This window comes from Ectobacillus sp. OTK (genome assembly GCF_059698935.1).
Genome location: NZ_AP048547.1, coordinates 918,645 through 938,201 on the forward strand (window position 1 = coordinate 918,645; position 19,557 = coordinate 938,201).

Below are 19,557 nucleotides of genomic sequence, written 5' to 3' on the forward strand. Positions count from 1 at the left end.
TGGAAATCCGCATCAATACTGGGTTTCTCTCATTTTCGGACAATCGCAAATATACAGGATTTTATGCAGCGCCCAAACGACGCGGCTTTTGTCCTCCCGATCTTTTGACAAGTCTTCCTGCTTTTTGCATAAAATCCTGCATATTTTTGGGACATATATGAGGTTTGTTTAAACCTTAAGATTCAAACAAACAAGAATTGAGAACTTTTAGCATGAAAATAAGTTAAAAAAATAGAAACGAAGCGATACGCTTTCCCATAGAAACAAACATGACTTTTCAGTCACATCCCCCACATGAAAAGGGGTTTATCAACTTCTAAACCTTTCTATACTGATGACTAGTGACGGATAGCCAAGTACGTGGGCTTTAATGGTGGGCAAACCCTGACATAGAAACTGTAAGAAACGCTCTGGTGCACATCCCTTTGTTGACAGAAGATAGTTTCTTCTGATCACGTACAGAAAAATGTTGAGTTTCCGGTCGTTTCTTCTATCCGTCTCTTTTAAAGTATAGGGAGGTTTTTTTTTATATGGATACGTTATACACACATTGTGCAGGTTTAGACGTGCATCAAAAGGAAATTGTAGTTTGTGTACTCATAGGTTCCTCTGATGAAGAGCTTGTGAAGGAAGTTCGGACATTCCCTACAATGACGAAGAATCTCTACGAGATGCTTCGCTGGTTAGAAGAACTTCGGGTCACTCATATCGCAATGGAAAGTACGGGAATTTACTGGAAGCCTGTGTTTAATATCCTTGAAGATTACTTTGACATCACACTGGCGAATGCACAACGGATTAAAAACGTGCCTGGACGTAAGACAGATGTGGCTGATGCGGAATGGATTGCTAAACTTCTTCGATATGGACTTATTGAAAAAAGCTTTGTTCCTCCGGCGGATATCCGGGAGCTTCGGGATTTAACTCGTCTTCGTAAAAAATGGATTGGTGATATGACGGCAGAGAAAAACCGTATCCAGAAAACACTGGAGTGCTCCAACATTAAACTTGGTTCGGTTATCTCAGATGTGTTTGGTGTGTCAGGACGTAAGTTACTGACACGTTTGGTAGAGCACGGTTATGTCAGTCCGAAAGAAGTGGAAGAAACCATCCATACGAGAATGATGCCAAAGGCGTCGGCTATTTCAGATTCCTTGTTCGGCACACTGAATGAACATCAAATCTTTCTTATCCGACAATCTTGGAATCATATTTTATTTTTGGAACAATCCATCGAACAGATTGAAGTACGCATTCAAGAGCTTCTTGTTCCGTATCAGGAACAGGTGGAGCTCCTTCTTACGATTCCTGGAGTGAAACAAAACAGCGTAGCTTCTATCATTGCCGAGATTGGTATGGATATGTCCCAGTTTCCTTCTGCCTCTCACCTTGCTTCTTGGGCAGGCTTATCTCCAGGAAACAATGAGAGTGCAGGCAAAAAAAAGTACCCGAATCACCAAAGGGAACCCACATATCAAATCAACGCTTTGCGAAGTAGCTTGGGCAGTATCACGAACACGTCACACTTGGCTTGCCGCAAAATATTGGTCACTTGCTGCACGACGCGGAAAGAAGAAAGCACTCATCGCCATTGCACATAAAGTCTTAAAAATTATGTATCATATGCTAGGCCAACAAACGAAGTTTGTGGAATACGCAAAATTATCATCTTAGTCAAAATCCCAACTTCATATACCTCGACTACTTAAAAATTTTGTAGACATGAGTAGTTCTCTTTCCTATTGTCATTTTTCGTGCTGACGCACGAAAAATGAAGAAACACAAAATCCTTAGATCATTTGTGTAGTGCTCCTAAATGAGTTCTTTTTACAGAAAAAGACCTTTCAATACCTGTATTTTTTGTAAAATCATAGACAAAGAAGGACTAGCCGAAATATTATATGAAGATGGAAATGTAATAACTTTTTACAGATTAGAATTTAAAACCAATACACATTTTTTAGTTATATCAAAAAACATATACCCAGTTATACAAACATGCAAATTGAAGATATGCAGTACATGGAGGAAAATAAATGATGAAAAAGAAATGGATCATCCTACTGATTAGTTCGGTCTTTCTAGCTACTGTAATAGGATGTATAGTCAAGTTCCTTAGAAAAGATGATAGACCTAAAGTAGCCGTTGTTTTACAAGACCTAGACACACAGTATTGGAATATTGTGAAAGCAGGAGCAGAAAAGGGATTTCGAGAGTTTAATATAGATGGTAAAGTTGTCGCACCTAGTAACAAATCAGAAAAAGATGTACTAGAGTATACGTTAAAAAATATTCTGAATGAACATCCAGATGTATTAGTTGTCTCCCCATTGCAATCACCTAAGGTCGTGTCTATCTTAAAAAAATTTGTCGAACATAAGATTCCGGTATTACTAATAGATACAGATATTCCTCTGGAACATAAAACTGCTTATATTGGTACCGATAACTTTGAGTTAGGCAGAAAAGCAGGCGAACTATTAGCTTCAGGGCTGCAGCCTGGAGATAAAGTGGCTCTTATTGCCGGAGATGTAATCAGTCCAGTTTCGAGTGACCGGATAAAAGGAGCTACACTTAGTTTAGAAGATGCAGGAATCAAAATTGTAGCAAAAAAAGTAGATTTACCAAATGAAGCTTTGCCGGCTGGAAAAGCAATGACAACGATTTTACAGAATCATCCTGATGTGAAAGGTATCTTTGCTACAAGTGACATCATGGCACTGAGTGCTGTAGAGGTGATTAAGAAGCAAGGGTATAAAATGCCAGTCATAGGAGCAGATGGAATTATCGAAATGAATGAGTTAATAAAAGAAGGAACGTTACCTGGTACAGTAGCACAGAATCCTTATGATATGGGGTACATAAGCGTTGAAACCACATGGAAAGTGCTAGAGGGAGAACGATTTAGAAAAAATATTGATACGGGTGTAGATCTTATCACCAAAGATAATGCGAAGCAAAAACTGGATTTTCTGAAAGAATTGTTGAAGTAAGGTTTCGCCATTGACCAGTAATAAAGTTATGAGATTTTTACTGGAAGTGACCAGGTTGGGGTAGAAATTAACATATAAGGACAAGTTGAACATATCCCTATGAAATCTTTGAAGTTCTAATTCTTCTGTATTTGTCTCTTTTTTGCCTCTGGTTTTCCTGAAACTTCTTTATTTTTTTCACGTCTTTCTTCCAATCCAGCCATTCCTGCTGTTCAATAATTCTTTACGAGGTAGCACCCCATAGCTATTAAGTTAAGATTTTATGACACCTCCAAAATGAAGATTTTGTACCTTTTGTTATAAGGCTAATTTATCATTTCAGGGATAACTTGTTCCATTAAGTTGATGGCCATGTGGCGGTACCTCTAATGTAAAAAACAAATGGATCCGTTGTGCCTGGGGTTTGTTCATAGGGGGAGCACTTGGAAACGCAATTGATCGGTTCATTTTTGGAGAAGTCGTTGACTTCTTTGATATTCGCGTGATTAATTATCCTATTTTTAATACAGTAGATGCGTTTCTTGTATCAGGAGCAATACTACTTGTTTCTCTATTTTTTAAAAGAGATTTGATTTTTTTTGTATGATTTTACAAAAAACCATCCCAATCCTACAAGGAACAGCAATATCAAAGAAATGTGCACACTGTAGCGATCTATATACTGTTGAACAAGGAACCATTTTTCCCCTAACTCATGTCCTAAACCAATAAAAGTAAAACTCCAAATTAGCGCACCTGTATATGCAAACAACCCAAATCTACGGATCCCAATGTTAGAGATACCTGCGAGATATCCAGTGACGTGCCTTACACCTGGAATAAAATAACCCACGAATATTAGAATATTCCCATATTTCTCAAAAAGACGTTGGGTTTTTTCGATTGTCCGCTCTGTAATATGAATTTTGGGGCCGAACTTTTTGAGAAAGGGAAGGCCTAACTTTGATCCTAATAAATAACTGATTGTAATTCCTACCATGGCGCCACAAAAAGAACTTACCAAAGAAAGAAAAAATGACGTTTTTCCCTGATAGGTAGTATATCCGACAAATGTCATAAGCATTTCGTCAGGTACAGGTAATCCAAAGATCCCCACTGCTAAAAATGCAAAAATCCCGAAATATCCGTATTGGCTTATTAAATAAGAGAATTGTTGTTCCAATAAATCACCCTTTCTTGTTGTCCTTTACTTCTATTATCTATTCTAATACCAGGATAGATAATAAAGAAATAAAAAATATTAAATAGTAAACATAAATTACATACAATCAGGATTAACAAAAAAGAGACCCTTTAACAGGGCATTGCCATCAACTTTAGTTCAGTGCACCTGATGCCTTTGGCATCAGGTGCACTTTTTTTACAAGTCATGAATAAAATCATACATTTTTGGACATACTCAAATACAGCTTCTCTCGATGCATATTTTATGCAGCCACAGGAAGCTGAGCCGTTGATGTTTCTATTAAACCTAGGATTTCAAACGGCGTTGTTTTTCGGTACCGCTGTGCTTTTTTTCCGTTCTTACTTACATCTTGAAAGAGCCTAGTCAGCACTGAAACAGGATGTTGGAAGGTGGAAAGAAGCGCAGCGCGTATTTTTGCAAGATAGATTTTCACCATATAGGCACATTTAAACTCACTTATTTCCTTCCGTTGCTTCTCCCACAGAAGTCTCCGCATCTGGTAGGTAATGCTTGCTACCAAACATAGGCGTAAGAGTTGTCCATATAAGTGACACTGAAACCTCTCCAACTTTATCGGCTTTGTCACGTGAAGCTGAAAAATAGATTTCCAAGTTTTAAAGAGAATCTCCACCTGCCAGCTTAATGAGTAGAAGGCATACACTTCCGTAGCCAGTAACTTTTCTGGAGAAGTGTTGGTCACTAAAAGGTTCACTCTGCTCGCAGCCTTCGGCATCTTCTTTTTCATCTTCTTATGGTGTACTAAGCGCTTGTCCCAATCATCTTGTGTTAGACGATACAAAATGAGCCTAGTCTGATGCTTGTACTCTAGTCCGATATACACCTCTGACAGTTCGAGTGTTTCTCCCTCTTGTAAGTTCTTCGTTAACGCTTCTATATTCAACAAAATCCAGCTTCCATCTTCTCCTTTTTGATATACTTGCGTATTCCAACGGATTCTAGAGATGTAGTACGCTCCACTTTCTGTCATACGTTCCAAGTCGGCAATATAATGGTAGCCTAGGTCACGAAGTGCGAGGTCTCCAGCCTCCAATGTCTGTGTCCGCTTTTTCCCGTATTTGGCGTCATTGCTGACCCCATGATCCACCTCCAGTTCCATAAACTCTCCAGACAGAAGTTCATATTCTAGTTGGATTTTCACTCCGGCTTCAGAGCCGCCTCCGCCACTTCCGCGATAGGTGGAAGCATAGGACGGAGGAAGCTGAAAAGACGTGGAATCCAAAATACGGATGCGTGTAAAACGGCTGTCTAATGGTGCAACAGGACACACTTTTTGCCGAAAGGCATAAAGAAACAACTCCTTTAGAAACTGTACTGTCCGTTCATTCCAGCGCTTATTGAGCGCTTCTGCGGATATACAGACACCTGTAGCTTCATTCAACCTCGTACAAAGACTAACCAAGGATTCAGAACCAACTGTCTGATCAAGAAATACACAGAGCGACACGAAATCCTGTGCTCGAAACTTTCGTTTTCTTTGGATCATACCTATTTGATATGCGAGCTCTTGTAAGTAAGGTACAGAGAATGTACGTCGAAATTCTTCACCAAGCATGCGTAACTCTTCAGATAGCGTATCATGATTTGTAGACATAAATTAAGGCACCCTTTCATGTAGTACTGCATGAAAGGGTGCCCTAGTTTGGTTGTTTTATGCATTCTCTTAAGTTGATGGCAATGCCCTGTTAAAGGGCCTCTTTTTCGTTTTTACATCCTTAGTTACACATCTTTTTTATTTGGGGGAGCGCGCATATCGCCATCAAGTTAAGAAATATATTATCCTCAAATTCAAAAGCACGTTATTCTTTTCTTATGTTACTAAGAAAGGATGTAGAACCGCTTTATTAGCTGCTTGGATTAGTGTAATCAGTAATATTCTTTTAACTTTTATCAAAATTATTATTTGTATATCCTTCCTTAGTTAGGTATTAGCGGAAGACAGAATTCATAATGCTGCTGTGGTGTAGCTTTCATAGCATCCTTAGATTCCATGAAAATTTCAAATCAACCAGCTGATAAAGAGCATCCCTACGGTCGTGGAAATATAAAAGCGAAACTGTTCATTACCCGCTAGAGGAAGGAAGAATCATAGCACAGGTAGCACGAGAATTAACCATGAATCTAAGCACCCTGCATGACTGGATGAAGAAATATAAATATGAGCTAGGCAGAGGCAGTCAGCTGTTCAAGTATTTCGTTCTGAAAAACATAAACTGCGGAAATGTAAGAAACGTGTGATGATATTTCATGTCTCTTATTAATTAGATTAGAAATCATTGTATATTCTAAACCTTTGAAGTGTAATACTTAAATTAGAAGTATTACCTAATGATTTCATATTACTAAATATACATAAAAAACTTCATGTAAATTTTAACAATTTATGAACAAATTGTTAAAGTTTTGTGAACATTTTGATTCTTTTGTAGTAAGATTAAACTGTACAGTAAATACAGATTGGAGTGATGAATATTTTAAAAGTATACTCCTTTAAAAAACATGTTGCCAAAAAAGGTGAAAAATTCAAGCCGGCTTTGATGATGCAAAAGATTGCTCAGGTCTATCTGTATATCGGAATCTTTTTTTGTGTATTATTTGTAAGCGGTTTCTATAAAAGTGGATTAACAGTTTTAGTTGGGGTGGGATTTTTACTTGCCAGTGGGCAAACATTTTTAATTAGTTCAATCATTTATTCCGTACGGAAACATGAGGAAAAACAAAAAAAACGAAAAAAGCTGGATGACTCGCTTCTTGCATTATATGATTAACCCTTAACATAAGGGTTAATTTTTTTGTACTTTAAGAAAGTATAACTTTTTGGGGATGTGTGATTGTTCATCATATATTACCTTATCTAAAGCCGTTCCCAGCAGGTAAAACCTTGCATCATGTTTGATTGAATACAATAGTACAGCCGGTAGCGCTATTTTGGATTAGGGCATTTTCTAACCCTGCTCCTTGCTCCATATAAAAGAAATGGCCCGTTTTAAAGGTTATAAAACTCCAAATCCAATCACTTTTGCACAAAAGTCTTATGATATGGAGCAAAGACTATATTATCTTCCCTGTTCTTTTTCATTTCATCTCAAAATTTGGCTTCTATAAGTAAATTGACAATTCAGCGGAAGAAGTTTAATATCGTGTCTTAGTAGCTGGTTTTAATTTTCTTAGTTTTAGTGTCCAGAAAAATGTATAGTCTGTGTCTAATGAGAGAAATTGAACATTAAAACATATCCAAATAATAGAGTCGGAAGATGAACTAGAACTTGTGCGGTAGCAGTTGCAGGAAAGGCTGCATGGGGTTTCTTATTAACAAAGATAAATAAGTATCATGCTTTTTCTGGAATAAGTCATAAAAGTAAAGGGGTATATTGATGAATGAATTGCGTACGTTCGGGTGGTATGCAGCCCGTGTAGCTCCGCATCTGCCGAAAGAAGCTTTTCAGCCTGTTCCTTCCCGACTTTGGGGTGGACTAGCTTATCTTATTGTTGCGGTTTCTGGCATTGCAGCAATTGGGGCATTTGATTTGAATGTATTTGTTAAGCTTGCAGTTAGTATTGTGTTAGGGTTGAGCTACGGTGGATTAGGACTTTTTGCTCATGAAGTCTTGCACGGTACAGTAATACGAAATAGGAAATGGCGCGATATTATAGGCGCTATCGGCTTTTGGCCATTATGTCTTGGACCAAAACTTTGGAGAAAGTGGCACAATATGGAGCATCACATTCATACACAGGATGAGCATGACGATCCGGATGCTTGGGCAACTCTTGAAAAGCTGCAACAGAGACCGCTGTTGCGGAAAATCTATAAGTTGCCGCTGTGGATTCGTACCGTTATTAGCTTCACTCTACTGTCCTTAACGTTTACTTTTCATTCTTCAAGAATGTTTAAAAGATATGTGAATGAATTTAAGCCAAAAGATCGTCCGGTTGTTTGGCTGCAGCTTATTTTACCTTGGGCAACGTGGATTGCCTTGTTAGTATGGCTTGGTCCAGTAAAATGGTGCTTTGCCTACCTACTACCGCTTTTAATCGCAAACGCAATCGTAATGGGCTATATCTCAACGAACCATCGCTTGAACCCACTTACAACGGTAAATGATCCGCTTGCGAATACGCTAAGTGTAACGGTTCCAAAATGGGTTGACGTTTTACACTTCCAATTCTCGTATCATGCCGAGCATCACTTATTTCCGGGAATGAATCCAAAATATTTCCCGATGGTAAAAGATAAAGTGAAGGAAATGTGGCCGGATCGTTACTTTGAAATGCCTCTTACAACAGCATTGGCTGCTTTATGGCAAACGCCAAGAATTTATCATAATCATACAGAGCTCATTGATCCTGAGACTGGAACTGTGTATGGTACTTTAGGACATGGTTTGGATCCAAGCAATATTGAAGCTCAAAGCCTAGAGGATAAGGAAGCTGCTCTTCCTGTCTATCGAAAGGTAAAAAATCAATAAATAACAAGAAACGAAATGACCGTCATGGAGAATCTGATACCATATAAGGATTCCGCATGACGGTCTATTTGTATTAGATAAGGAAGTATCGTTTTGGAGGCGATGTCTAGCTCCCATGACCAGCTTGTTGTGGGGAAAGCCCCTGTCCACCAAGGCAAAAAGTATCTCAATATGCAGAGAACTGTCCCTTTCGCAAGTAAACCGAGTCATGTCCGCTTTTCTTGTTTTTTAACCACACCAAGCAGATCCGCAGTGTACAAATTTCACATGTGACATGGCAAAAGAAAGGGAGATGGAAACAGTTAAAAAAGGTTATGTTGTCCAACCCGTGTCATAAGAACCTCTATTCCATATTACAGGATGTCATAAAATCGTTCCTATAGTATCTTTTAGAATAAGCTAAGGGATTCTAAAATGAATTGAGAACTGTTCATAAATTTGGATGAATATAGCAAAATATCGAACAATCTGTGAACTTAATTAAAAAACTCTTTTCACTGTGTTTATCATGATAAAATGAATTAGGTTCCACACCAAAGTCTGTATTTGTTTTTGTTTCAATGCCAAACTAGACATCAAAAGAGAGGGGAGTAAAAGATTGAAGGTAATAAAGCCACTTAAAAATTTGTCAATCATAAGTTGTTTTGTTCTTTTAATAGCTGTATTGACCGGTTGCAGTCCAGAGTATATTGTTCTGAATCCCAAAGGACCTGTCGGTGAAATTCAATTAAATTTAATTGTGATTTCAACCGTTCTATTGGCTGTTGTTATCATTCCTGTTTTGATTTTTTTCGCATATATCGTTATTCGATATCGTGATAAGCCAGGAAACAAGGCATCATTTAAACCGGAGTGGGACGATAATAAATGGCTGGAAATTGTATGGTGGGCAATTCCAATTATTCTTATTGGAATCTTAAGCGTCTTTACTGTTAGAGACACATTTGCTCTTGATAAACCAACATCGAAGAATGTTAAACCACTGACAATCCAAGTAACATCACTTGATTGGAAATGGTTATTCCAATATCCGGAGCAAGGGATTGCAACTGTTAACTATCTTCAAATCCCAACTGATAGACCAATACGGTTTGAGTTAACGACAGATGCACCAATCAATTCGTTCTGGATACCTCAGTTAGGTGGACAGAAATATACATTGCCAGGAAAAACGTTACAACTCTGGTTAGAGGCTGAGGAAAAAGGTACTTATTTTGGTACTGCTAATAACTTCAGTGGAGAAGGATTTACAGAAATGAAATTCGATGTGATTGCCACATCAGAAAAAGACTTTAATAAGTGGGTGACTCAAGTAAAAAATGATGCTCCTTCACTAACAATGAAAGGATATTCAAAACTAAGTCAACCTAGTCTTGTTGAAAAAACGGAATATTCTTCTTTCCCAGCTGATTTATTTACGTCTATTGTTAACAAAAATGGCGGCAAGTATTATCGAAGTAATCAAGACGTAAAAGATGAAAATATCTCATCAAACAATAAAGACGAATAAGAGTACAACAGAAAGGAGGAAATAAAAATAATGTGGGAAAATATAAAATCCTTTGCATCAGAATTTTTTGTAACAGGAAACAGCATGATTTATGCGGCGGATGTATCTATTGTGTTGACAAGTTTAGGAATTCTCTTTGTGCTTACCTACTTTAAAAAGTGGGGTTGGTTATGGCGAGAGTGGTTAACGACGGTTGATCATAAAAAAATTGGAATCATGTACTTGATTGCCTCTTTAGTCATGTTATTCCGTGGGGGGGTTGATGCTCTTTTAATGCGAGCGCAGCTTGCCTTTCCAGATATGAAATTTTTAAATGCAGAACACTATAATGAAATTTTTACAACACACGGCACGATTATGATTCTCTTCATGGCGATGCCTTTAATGTTTGCTTTATTTAATATGGTTGTGCCACTGCAAATTGGAGCGAGAGATGTTGCTTATCCGTTTTTAAATGCAGTTAGCTTTTGGTTATTCTTTTTCGGCGCGATGCTCTTTAACTTGTCTTTTGTTATTGGGGGGTCTCCTAACGCAGGATGGCTTAGCTATGCGCCTCTATCTGAATTAAGTTCTAGTCCAGGCCCTGGTCAAAACTTCTATATTTGGGGTATTCAAATCTCAGGAATCGGAAGTTTGGCAACTGGTATCAACTTCTTGGTAACAATTTTAAAAATGCGTGCACCTGGAATGAAGTTAATGAAGATGCCACAGTTTACTTGGTCGGTTTTGGCAAGTTGTATTATTATTATCTTTGCTTTTCCAGTTCTAACTGTAACACTCGGATTGCTCTTTGTTGACCGTTTCTTCGGTGCTCATTTCTTTACTTTGGATGGCGGCGGAAACCCGATGTTCTATATTAACTTGATTTGGATGTGGGGACATCCTGAAGTTTATATAGTTATACTGCCTGCGTTCGGGATTTTCTCCGAAGTTGTAAGCACATTTGCTAAAAAGAGACTATTTGGCTACAAATCAATGGTTTTTGCTTTACTGAGCATTAGCTTACTGTCATTCTTTACATGGGTACACCACTTCTTTACAATGGCAAGTTCTACTGTAGATTCATTTTTTGCCGTTACAACGATGGCGGTTGCGATACCAACAGGGGTTAAGGTCTTCAACTGGCTATTTACAATGTTTAGAGGCCGTATACAAATGACAACCCCTATGCTGTGGACAATTGCTTTTATCCCAACATTTTTAGTTGGGGGGGCAACAGGTGTTATGCTTGCAGTTGCTCCTGCAGATTTTCAATACCACAATAGTTATTTCCTTATTGCTCACTTCCATCAGGTATTAATCGGAGGTGTAGTATTTGGATTTTTCGCAGGACTTTATTATTGGTGGCCAAAAATATTTGGCTTTACGCTGAATGAGAAGCTCGGAAAATGGGCATTTTGGTTCTGGAATATCGGTTTCTACGTTACCTTTATGCCGCAATATGCATTAGGATTCATGGGGATGCCACGCCGCTCTTACACTTACGGATGGGATACAGGCTGGTGGTCATTGAATTTTGTTTCAACAATTGGAGCCTTTCTCATGGGGGCTGGTTTCGTGTTTCAAGTATGGCAAATTGTATATAGCATTAAGCATGGTGAAAGAGATAAGACAGGTGACCCTTGGGACGGACGTACATTAGAGTGGTCGATTCCTTCACCAGCACCAGCCTACAATTTTGCATTTATTCCGCAAGTTGAAGAACTAGATGATTGGTGGTATAAGAAACAGAAGGGTATCCAAACCTATAAAAATAAACAATCCAAATTTAAGTCGATTCATATGCCGAAAGATTCGGGTATACCATTTATAATGGGAGTCTTTTGGTTTATTGCGGGCTTTGGTTTTACATTTGAATGGACATGGATGGGATTAATCGGATTAGTCGGTGTTGCTGCTTCGATGGTTGCACGTTATTTCCAAAATAATACAGATTACTATATTTCTGCAGAAGAAGTTCAATATACAGAGGCAAAAATAGGGGGTGCACGCTAATGAAACATGCACTTCTGCATCATCAGCATCATGACCATGAAGATCATGGTCATGATGAAAGTTCATTGAGAACCTTTGGATTTTGGATATTTTTAATTACAGATTTAATATTATTCGCAACACTCTTTGCTGCTTTTGTCGTTTTAAGAACACGGTATAACGAAGGTCCTACAGGGGAAGAGCTTTTTAGCATCCCGATATTTGTTGCAGAAACATTTATTTTGTTAACAAGCAGCTTTACAAGCGGATTAGCAACATTAGGGCTAAAGAATGGAAATGTTAAAACTGCAGTTAGATGGTTAATTATAACTGTGCTCCTAGGTGTATCGTTTGTTGGATTGGAAGTCACTGAGTTTATCACCCTCGTTAACGAAGGTGCAACCATATCGACTAGTGCTTTCCTCTCTGCGTTTTATGTATTAGTAGGAACGCATGGAATTCACGTATCAGTCGGTATTGTTTGGATGACAGGAGCGATTATTCAATTAATTCGCTATGGAATAAATGAGGTTACCAATCGAAAAATCTTTATTGTGAGTTTATATTGGCACTTTCTAGATGTTGTATGGATCTTTATATTTACTGTTGTTTATCTGTTAGGGGTGATGTAAGATGAGTAAGAATAATAATGGAGAACATCATGCATCTGCAAAGTCTTATATTATAGGTTTTGCCCTTTCAATACTATTGACAATCATTCCATTGGTGCTCGTATTAAATAATATGATGGCAAAAACATCACTAATAATATTTATTTTATTAGCTGCATGTTTGCAATTCCTTGTTCAAATTTATTACTTTATGCATTTGAAGGAAACCAAAAATCGTGGATATATTCTTGCAACCTTAGCAGTAGGAATTCTGCTTGCTGTTACAGTTGTTGGCGGTTCGGCATGGGTAATGAATTTTTAATTTGAGTAATTGACTAGAGAAAAGCGAAGGACACTTGTTCTTCGCTTTTGACTTGAATAAGTAAGGAAGCATATTATTGTTATCATTTCACTGATTTTCAACATAATATCCTTCTTATCAAAGAGGATGAATAAGATGGAGACTTTTATTTAGAGGGAGAGATGAAATATGGCTTCTAAGATCAATAGATTTCTTTTATTAATGGTTCTATTTATCGTTTCCTTTTTTGCTAACCAACAGAATGCATTTGCCAACCATGCTGGAGCAATTGAAATATCCTCAAAAACATATACCATCTTTTTATATGTATTGATTGCACTAGGAGTGAGTTTATTTTTAGTATTAACATATATTTTTTATCTAACGAAGCAAATTAAGGGAAAGGAACAAAACGGGGAATCCTATCAAGGACTATTATATCGTAGGAAGTTTTTATTTATTATTGCTATTATGCTAATTATTGGTTTTTTATCAGAAGGACTTATTTATTTCTTTTTACAGTCCGCTGCTAATGGCCATCACTAAAGGTGCTTCACGATCGAGCTTAAACGAGATATACGGACAACAAACATATACTCAGAATAGAATGAAACAAGAAAAGCTAGATGGGGTGTAAAGTGCTATTGGTATTGCATAACGTATCCACCGTATTGTATGGAAAGTATTGTGTTCTCTTTAGGAGTCAAAGGCATTTTCTTCTTATTAGGCGCATTCGGAATTGCGACTATGAGAGAAGCTGTATTTTCAGATGTAGGAGTTACACTATTCGCCATATTGAATGCTATGCGGGTGTTGCGAGTAAAAGAGTCCTAAAGAGAAAAATAACCTTATCAATACAATATAATTAATTGTCTTTTCTCCCCCACCTCTTTCTATCGTAAAGAGGTGGGGGTTTTTCTATATACTATGTATAAGAGAATCTGAAAATGAAGAAAATTAGGTAGCATTATGAGATTATATATGATTCTACCCATATTCTTATATGAACTGAAAAGACGATGTTGTCCTATTTCCACCTTCCTACATAAAATTTCATATTTTACTTAGTTTATACAAATTTAAATATATGTTCCTTTTTTATTGCTCCTTATAAAATGAATGAGTATTCTAATAGCATATAAAATAGCTATACTATACACACACATCGCAATAAAGAAGGCAATAATTGACTGTGTCACTTGTACATAGAGGTTTGACGCTAATATTGTAACTATTAGCCAAATTGTTGTTAAAATCATTTTATTTCGTTTCATACAGTATCCCCCTACATATCGTATATAATATATTTTAACATATCAAATACAGTAAAAAGATGGTAAAATCGAATTACAATCTATTTTTATAATAAATTGATTATAATGGGGTGACTACGAATGATGGAGTATCTATATTTTCCAAAGGATAAAACAGAGTATATCCCAGCTGTCCTTACATTTCTTATCATTACAATTATTTCATTTATGGTGGTTAAATTACTTATTCGTCTATCTAAAAAAGAAGCGGCAAAATTTGAAGGATTAGAAAGGAAACTCCAGACAACGAATCATTGTAAAGAAGAGGATAACAGAAAGACCAAGTAATAACTTATAATAGTTGTTTCCTCCAGTTGTAAAATACCGTTGGTAACTACTCAGGCTCCCTAAAGATATGCAAGACAAATAGAGGCTACCAAGCGGCAGCCCCTATGCTTATCGCATAGGAGTCAGAGTCATCACTCCTGTTTCGTTGTACGTTTTGAGTGTTTGAAAAACAGATCTTCCTTGTTTCCGTAGAGTACCGATTACACTGCGGATACGCAGATAGTTCTTGGCACCGTACTTGCTTCGGAACGAGCCGCTGATTTTATGGCGAATTTTGATAGAGCGAATGTCTCGCTCCGCTAAGTTATTGTCAAACGGAAGGTCCCGATGAATGAGGAATGCCAGCACCGCATCTTTGTGAAGTCTTAGACGACGGAGAAGGTTATATGCCTTACTCTGTTTGACGCGACCTTTCGTATTCGTTTCCTTCTTGGCGGGTGGATGAATCTTCTCACCTTCGGTAAGAATGGCTTCGTATTTTCGTTCCAAGTCTAGGAGTTGATGGGGTGTTAATGTTCCGTTTGCTTCTTCTTTTGCTTTCTTGGCGGACTGGAAGAAGTCCATCATGTCCTTGGCCCACTCCTCTTTGCGATGGTCATAGATGCCTTGCAGTTCTCGTAAATGATGGACATTGCACAACACATGCTGGCACTTGTCATACTTGAAATAAGAAGACCAGCCATCATGCACAGTGATTCCTTCGTAAGAAGGAAGAAGCCCAATTTCATCCATCGCTTCCTTGCCGCGCTTGACATGATGATATTGGAGCGTTACCCGTTCTGTGCTGAATGTGTGCACCCACTCTATCTTTCCTTCGTTACGGATTCCAGTTTCATCGCAGTGTACGACAGGAGATATCAGAGCGAGTTCACGCAGCTCTTCTTCAACTGGCTGAAGGCGCGTACTCCAACGTTGAATCATCGTGTTAAGAGTTCCTTCACTAATGGATTGGTGGCAGACATCTCGAAAAAACTCAGCTGTCCGTGAGAGAGACAAGTGCTGATGGCATGCCAAATACACCGCCATGAGTTCCACATGCGGTCCATATTGTACAACATTTTTCACTTCTGTTGGAAAAGTAGCTTCTTCTGTATGAAGACAGTGTGGACAGATTTTTCTCTCTGCCTGATGCTCTGTCACTTCCAAAATGATGAGCGGAAGATCAAACACTTGTCGTTTCTTTACACCGATAACAGGCTCTCCTTGTAAGGAAGTCTGGCACTGCGAACAGGAAGTAACAGAATGGCGCACCGTATGGTCAGGTGTCTCAACTTGATGAAGGGTATAGCCCACATGCTTTGGCTGTCCACCCGTGAGCCGTCCTGTTTTCCCGCGCAAACTCTTTGTCTTCGGCTTTTGTAGCCCGTCTGATGACGGGGGCTTATGACTGTTTTTGGAGTTTTTTTTAGTGCGAGCTTCCAATTCTTGAACACGTGCTTCTAAGGCTGTGAATGTTTCCGTAAACAAGGAAACAACAGCTTCTGGACCTTGATGATACGCTTCTAAAATTTGTTCTCGGTTTATCATACCCTTCACCTCCATTTTATCGTCTATCTTTAGTGTAAACGGGGATGGGAGGGACTAAACCTTGAAAAACTAGAAAATATGAAACCACCGTGAAGGTGGGTAGCCTGAGTAGTTACTACCGTTGTTCGGAACGAACTCTCTTTATCCCCCAAAATAGTAATCATTAATGTCATGAAAGGAGTTGTATCCCTGAATGTCAAATATGACTCACGTGGAAGAAGTGAACTTTCTGACAGGTTGGGATCCTTTTTTACTAGTAATTCTTATGTTGTTGGCAAGTTTTTATTTATATACAACAGGATTAGTCAGGATAAAATACAATGAGAGTTATCCTGTAAGTCGATTTAAAAAATTCTCCTTTCTGCTTGGGATATTTCTTTTCTTTGTTGTGAAGGGAAGTCCATTGAATCAGTTAGGGCATTCTTTATTTTTAATTCATATGGGGCAACAATCAATTATGTACTTAGCCGTTCCTCCGTTAATTTTGGCAGGTTTACCATCACGGTTAGTTGAGCCAATTTTACAAAAAGTCTTTTTACGAAAAGGATTAACCTTTTTAACTAAGCCTTTAATCGCGCTAATTTTATTCAATGTTCTCTTTTCTTTTTATCATGTTCCCTTTATATTTGATACCATTATGTCTAATAGGTTATGGATGAATGTGTCTACAATCATCTTGTTGCCTACAGCCTTTTTTATGTGGTGGCCAGTTCTGTCACCAATACCTGGCTTTAATGAGTTAAAATCATTACATAAAATAGCATATATATTTGGAATGGGGATGTTACTAACTCCAGCATGTGCCTTAATTATCTTTTCAAAAGAAATTTTATATCAAGCCTACCGTGATTTGCCTAGATTGTATGGATTGTCCCTTCTCGATGATCAGCAAGCTGGGGGTGTCCTCATGAAGGTTATGCAGGAAGTCATTTATGGAATCGTGTTAGCAACAGTTTTCTTTCAATGGGTTCGAGATGAAAAAAAGAAAGCGAAGGAAGAAGACAAAGTTAACTTGGAACGTTTAAAGCATCTTCGAAATTTATGACACTTGGACATGTTGATACTGTTTACTTCATGATTTCACCCTATTATTAAAAAAATGGTTCTGTTAAGTAGAGCCGGCATAAGCCGGCTTTGTTTTCGTTTTCCTCTACTTTTTGAGGGAGTGCTGGCATGGGAGTAATCCGATGAAGCCAAACAGCTGTGTTGGTTTGTCATCACGGATACAGAACTGAAAAAAACAATAGATTCTATCTCACTACAGCCAACGCTGGAGTATCGGCATGTCTAGATAGGGACACTTTATCTAGTTGGTGAAAGTCCAATCGGGAGAATAGACTCCACTCCCGTAGCCTAAGAGGCGCCATGAAGCAAAAGCGACATGGCGAAGCCCGCTGACATCACATGCAGTAAAAGGCATGTGGGCAAATCTCCAGGTTGCAGGTTGTAACGTACAGTCTCCCAGTTATAATGCTTTTTCTAATAGTTTTCGCTTTGCGAAAATCATGCGGCCAGCAGAGGTTTGTAGTATGCTCGTTACAAGTACGTCAAGCTGAGAACCAACATACTCTCGTCCATCTTCTATCACAATCATCGTACCGTCATCTAAATAAGCGAGACCCTGATTGTATTCTTTTCCGTTTTTTACGACGTACACACTCAACTCTTCGCCCGCAAGTACGACTGGTTTAATCGCATGGACTAAATCATTGATATTTAAAACAGCGACACCTTGGAGTTCGCATACTTTATTTAAGTTAAAGTCATTTGTAATAACGGTTCCGCCCATGATTTTAGCGAGCTTCACCAATTTGCTGTCCACCTCTTGAATATTTTCAAAGTCTCTCTCATAAATTTCAACTTTAATCGGAAGCTCTTTTTGAATCTTATTCAGAATATCCAAGCCGCGTCTTCCTCGATTTCTCTTTAGAGTATCAGAAGAATCAGCAATATGCTGTAGTTCTTCCAATACAAACTGCGGAATAATCATTGTTCCTTCTAAAAAGCCGGTTTGACAAATATCTGCAATTCTTCCATCAATAATAACACTCGTATCCAAAATTTTAAAAGTAGCAGATTGTCTCTCAACCTCTTCCTCGGTATTGTTTTTACGCTTTCCAACGCGTTGTGGCAATGAAAAAAGCGCAATTAACTCGTTTCGTTTTTTAAAGCCTACTCGAAAGCCAATATATCCGAGCAAAAGCGTTACAAAAATTTGCAGCACCGTACTGATTACGTGGATTGTAATCATCTTAAGAGGAAGAAGGATTAAATAAGCTACTATAAGTCCGGAAATAAGACCTAAACCTCCAAATAAAACTTCTGTCACTGGTGCCTTCACCAATGCCTCTTCGGCGTATTTAATCAAATAAACGATATAATCTACCGTCCAGAATGTTGTAATAAACAAGACGATTGCACCTATAATAGCCCGAATATAAGACTCTTCCAACCATGAAATAGGAACGATATGAAGTACACCTGCTAATTTAGGAATGAGGATCATACCTAAAGCCCCGCCTATTATCAAAAAGAATAACTGTACAATCCGTTTTAACATTCAAACACCCCCTACTCGTTATTGTCGGCATTTTTCAACGGAAAACGTCGAATGCAAAAGCGGATATATTTTTGCTGTTGTTGATTTGTTTACCAAACTGTTAAAGGTTTTTTCAGCCAATTGGTGTTCCACATTGCTGACAAAATTTTGCATGTCCCATGACAGGAGTATTGCATTTTGGACAAGCCACAGGAGTCTTTTGTAGCTTATCTCCACATTCATAGCAGAACTTATGACTTCCATCGTTAGAAATGCCGCAACGCCCACAAATAATGATAGGGGAAGGAGTTGGAGTAACTCTTGGTTCCTCGTAGCGATATGGACGAGGTTCTTCGTAGTAATCATGATAATGATCGTGATGACCATGCCCATGGTGACGACGATGATGGTTGTGGTGATGATCACCTAATAAACGTTTAAAAAAATGTGACATATATATATCCTTTATACATATTCAGAACTGTCAAAAAGCTATCTTTCCATACAGCCATTATAGGAGCTAGTTGTATAATATACGTGAACTTGTCTGCATTTTCATCAATATATGAATGATTACTCAATTGTTCATGTATTGATTTCATTATATGGTTTTGAATCTTAATGTGTCAATACATCTCATTTATTATCTCCACTTTATATCAATGGTAGATAAACTTTGCAGCCATCCTATAAAAACTTTAAGTTCGGCTACTACAGCCAAACAAGATAACTAAAAGGAAAGGAAAATCATTCAATCAAAAACCGCTATTCATAACAAAAGTTATCTATCTGGCATACTTTCTGTAACAGATAGTACTCGCAATAAAG

17 protein-coding genes and 2 pseudogenes are annotated in these 19,557 nt (G+C 38.0%); 13 read left to right on the forward strand and 6 right to left on the reverse strand.

Going from position 1 to position 19,557, the window contains the following annotated elements; all coding sequences use genetic code 11:
- Nucleotides 1–530 precede the first annotated feature (530 nt).
- The 3 genes and pseudogenes from AC6HZ4_RS04545 (at nt 531) to AC6HZ4_RS04555 (ending at nt 3,579) form a co-directional block, all read left to right on the forward strand.
- Nucleotides 531–1,674: pseudogene (locus AC6HZ4_RS04545) on the forward strand (IS110 family RNA-guided transposase).
- Nucleotides 1,675–2,036: 362 nt separating this feature from the next.
- Entirely contained in the window at nt 2,037–2,993 is a 957-nt protein-coding gene (locus tag AC6HZ4_RS04550; protein ID WP_497493834.1) for a sugar ABC transporter substrate-binding protein, read from the forward strand.
- 403 nt (nt 2,994–3,396) lie between these two features.
- Nucleotides 3,397–3,579 (forward strand): signal peptidase II, encoded by a 183-nt coding sequence (locus tag AC6HZ4_RS04555; protein ID WP_497493835.1) that lies wholly within the window; start codon nt 3,397–3,399, stop codon nt 3,577–3,579.
- Here the strand turns inward: AC6HZ4_RS04555 and AC6HZ4_RS04560 are convergent.
- Together AC6HZ4_RS04560 and AC6HZ4_RS04565 are read right to left on the reverse strand one after the other, a co-directional pair.
- Entirely contained in the window at nt 3,544–4,155 is a 612-nt protein-coding gene (locus AC6HZ4_RS04560) for a DedA family protein (protein WP_497493836.1), read from the reverse strand. The two genes, AC6HZ4_RS04555 and AC6HZ4_RS04560, sit on opposite strands and share 36 nt — an antisense overlap.
- A 265-nt stretch (nt 4,156–4,420) precedes the next feature.
- Nucleotides 4,421–5,791 (reverse strand): IS4 family transposase, encoded by a 1,371-nt coding sequence (locus tag AC6HZ4_RS04565; protein WP_497493837.1) that lies wholly within the window; start codon nt 5,789–5,791, stop codon nt 4,421–4,423.
- Nucleotides 5,792–6,662: 871 nt separating this feature from the next.
- On the opposite strand from AC6HZ4_RS04565, the gene AC6HZ4_RS04570 reads away from it, so the two are divergent.
- The 8 genes and pseudogenes from AC6HZ4_RS04570 to AC6HZ4_RS04605 form a co-directional block, all read left to right on the forward strand.
- The gene (locus tag AC6HZ4_RS04570; protein ID WP_497493838.1) at nt 6,663–6,965 is read left to right on the forward strand and encodes a hypothetical protein; all 303 of its coding nucleotides are present in this window, start codon (nt 6,663–6,665) and stop codon (nt 6,963–6,965) included.
- Between the two features lie 606 nt (nt 6,966–7,571).
- Nucleotides 7,572–8,666, forward strand: coding sequence for a Delta(10) desaturase DesB (gene desB, locus AC6HZ4_RS04575; RefSeq protein ID WP_497493839.1), 1,095 nt, complete (start codon nt 7,572–7,574; stop codon nt 8,664–8,666).
- 598 nt (nt 8,667–9,264) lie between these two features.
- Entirely contained in the window at nt 9,265–10,176 is a 912-nt protein-coding gene (locus tag AC6HZ4_RS04580) for a ubiquinol oxidase subunit II (protein ID WP_497493840.1), read from the forward strand.
- A gap of 30 nt (nt 10,177–10,206) precedes the next feature.
- Nucleotides 10,207–12,171, forward strand: a complete 1,965-nt coding sequence (locus AC6HZ4_RS04585) for a cbb3-type cytochrome c oxidase subunit I (RefSeq protein WP_497493841.1) — start codon at nt 10,207–10,209, stop codon at nt 12,169–12,171.
- On the forward strand, nt 12,171–12,782 hold the full coding sequence (locus tag AC6HZ4_RS04590) for a cytochrome (ubi)quinol oxidase subunit III (RefSeq protein ID WP_497493842.1): 612 nt from the start codon (nt 12,171–12,173) through the stop codon (nt 12,780–12,782). The genes AC6HZ4_RS04585 and AC6HZ4_RS04590 overlap by 1 nt, the downstream gene beginning before the upstream one ends.
- Before the next feature lies 1 nt (nt 12,783).
- Complete coding sequence (locus AC6HZ4_RS04595) at nt 12,784–13,083, forward strand: cytochrome o ubiquinol oxidase subunit IV (protein WP_497493843.1); 300 nt, start codon at nt 12,784–12,786, stop codon at nt 13,081–13,083.
- A 168-nt stretch (nt 13,084–13,251) separates the two neighbouring features.
- Nucleotides 13,252–13,608, forward strand: a complete 357-nt coding sequence (locus tag AC6HZ4_RS04600) for a hypothetical protein (RefSeq protein ID WP_497493844.1) — start codon at nt 13,252–13,254, stop codon at nt 13,606–13,608.
- 132 nt (nt 13,609–13,740) lie between these two features.
- Nucleotides 13,741–13,896 (forward strand): annotated as a pseudogene (locus AC6HZ4_RS04605) (cadmium transporter); the annotation flags it as partial.
- A 245-nt stretch (nt 13,897–14,141) separates the two neighbouring features.
- Here the strand turns inward: AC6HZ4_RS04605 and AC6HZ4_RS04610 are convergent.
- Entirely contained in the window at nt 14,142–14,336 is a 195-nt protein-coding gene (locus AC6HZ4_RS04610; protein WP_497493845.1) for a hypothetical protein, read from the reverse strand.
- Between the two features lie 120 nt (nt 14,337–14,456).
- On the opposite strand from AC6HZ4_RS04610, the gene AC6HZ4_RS04615 reads away from it, so the two are divergent.
- Nucleotides 14,457–14,663 carry a hypothetical protein gene (locus AC6HZ4_RS04615; RefSeq protein ID WP_497493846.1) on the forward strand — a complete coding sequence of 69 codons (207 nt, stop codon included), beginning with the start codon at nt 14,457–14,459 and terminating at the stop codon, nt 14,661–14,663.
- A 108-nt stretch (nt 14,664–14,771) separates the two neighbouring features.
- Here the strand turns inward: AC6HZ4_RS04615 and tnpC are convergent, their stop codons facing one another.
- Nucleotides 14,772–16,190, reverse strand: coding sequence for an IS66 family transposase (tnpC, locus tag AC6HZ4_RS04620; RefSeq protein WP_497492759.1), 1,419 nt, complete (start codon nt 16,188–16,190; stop codon nt 14,772–14,774).
- Nucleotides 16,191–16,383: 193 nt separating this feature from the next.
- Here tnpC and AC6HZ4_RS04625 point away from each other — a divergent pair, with 193 nt between their 5' ends.
- Nucleotides 16,384–17,235 carry a cytochrome c oxidase assembly protein gene (locus tag AC6HZ4_RS04625; RefSeq protein ID WP_497493847.1) on the forward strand — a complete coding sequence of 284 codons (852 nt, stop codon included), beginning with the start codon at nt 16,384–16,386 and terminating at the stop codon, nt 17,233–17,235.
- A gap of 420 nt (nt 17,236–17,655) precedes the next feature.
- On the opposite strand, the gene AC6HZ4_RS04630 is transcribed toward AC6HZ4_RS04625, so the two are convergent.
- A complete protein-coding gene (locus tag AC6HZ4_RS04630; protein WP_497493848.1) occupies nt 17,656–18,750 on the reverse strand; it encodes a PIN/TRAM domain-containing protein in 1,095 nt (364 codons plus the stop codon).
- A gap of 112 nt (nt 18,751–18,862) precedes the next feature.
- Nucleotides 18,863–19,183, reverse strand: a complete 321-nt coding sequence (locus AC6HZ4_RS04635; protein WP_497493849.1) for a double zinc ribbon domain-containing protein — start codon at nt 19,181–19,183, stop codon at nt 18,863–18,865.
- Between the last annotated feature and the right edge of the window lie 374 nt (nt 19,184–19,557).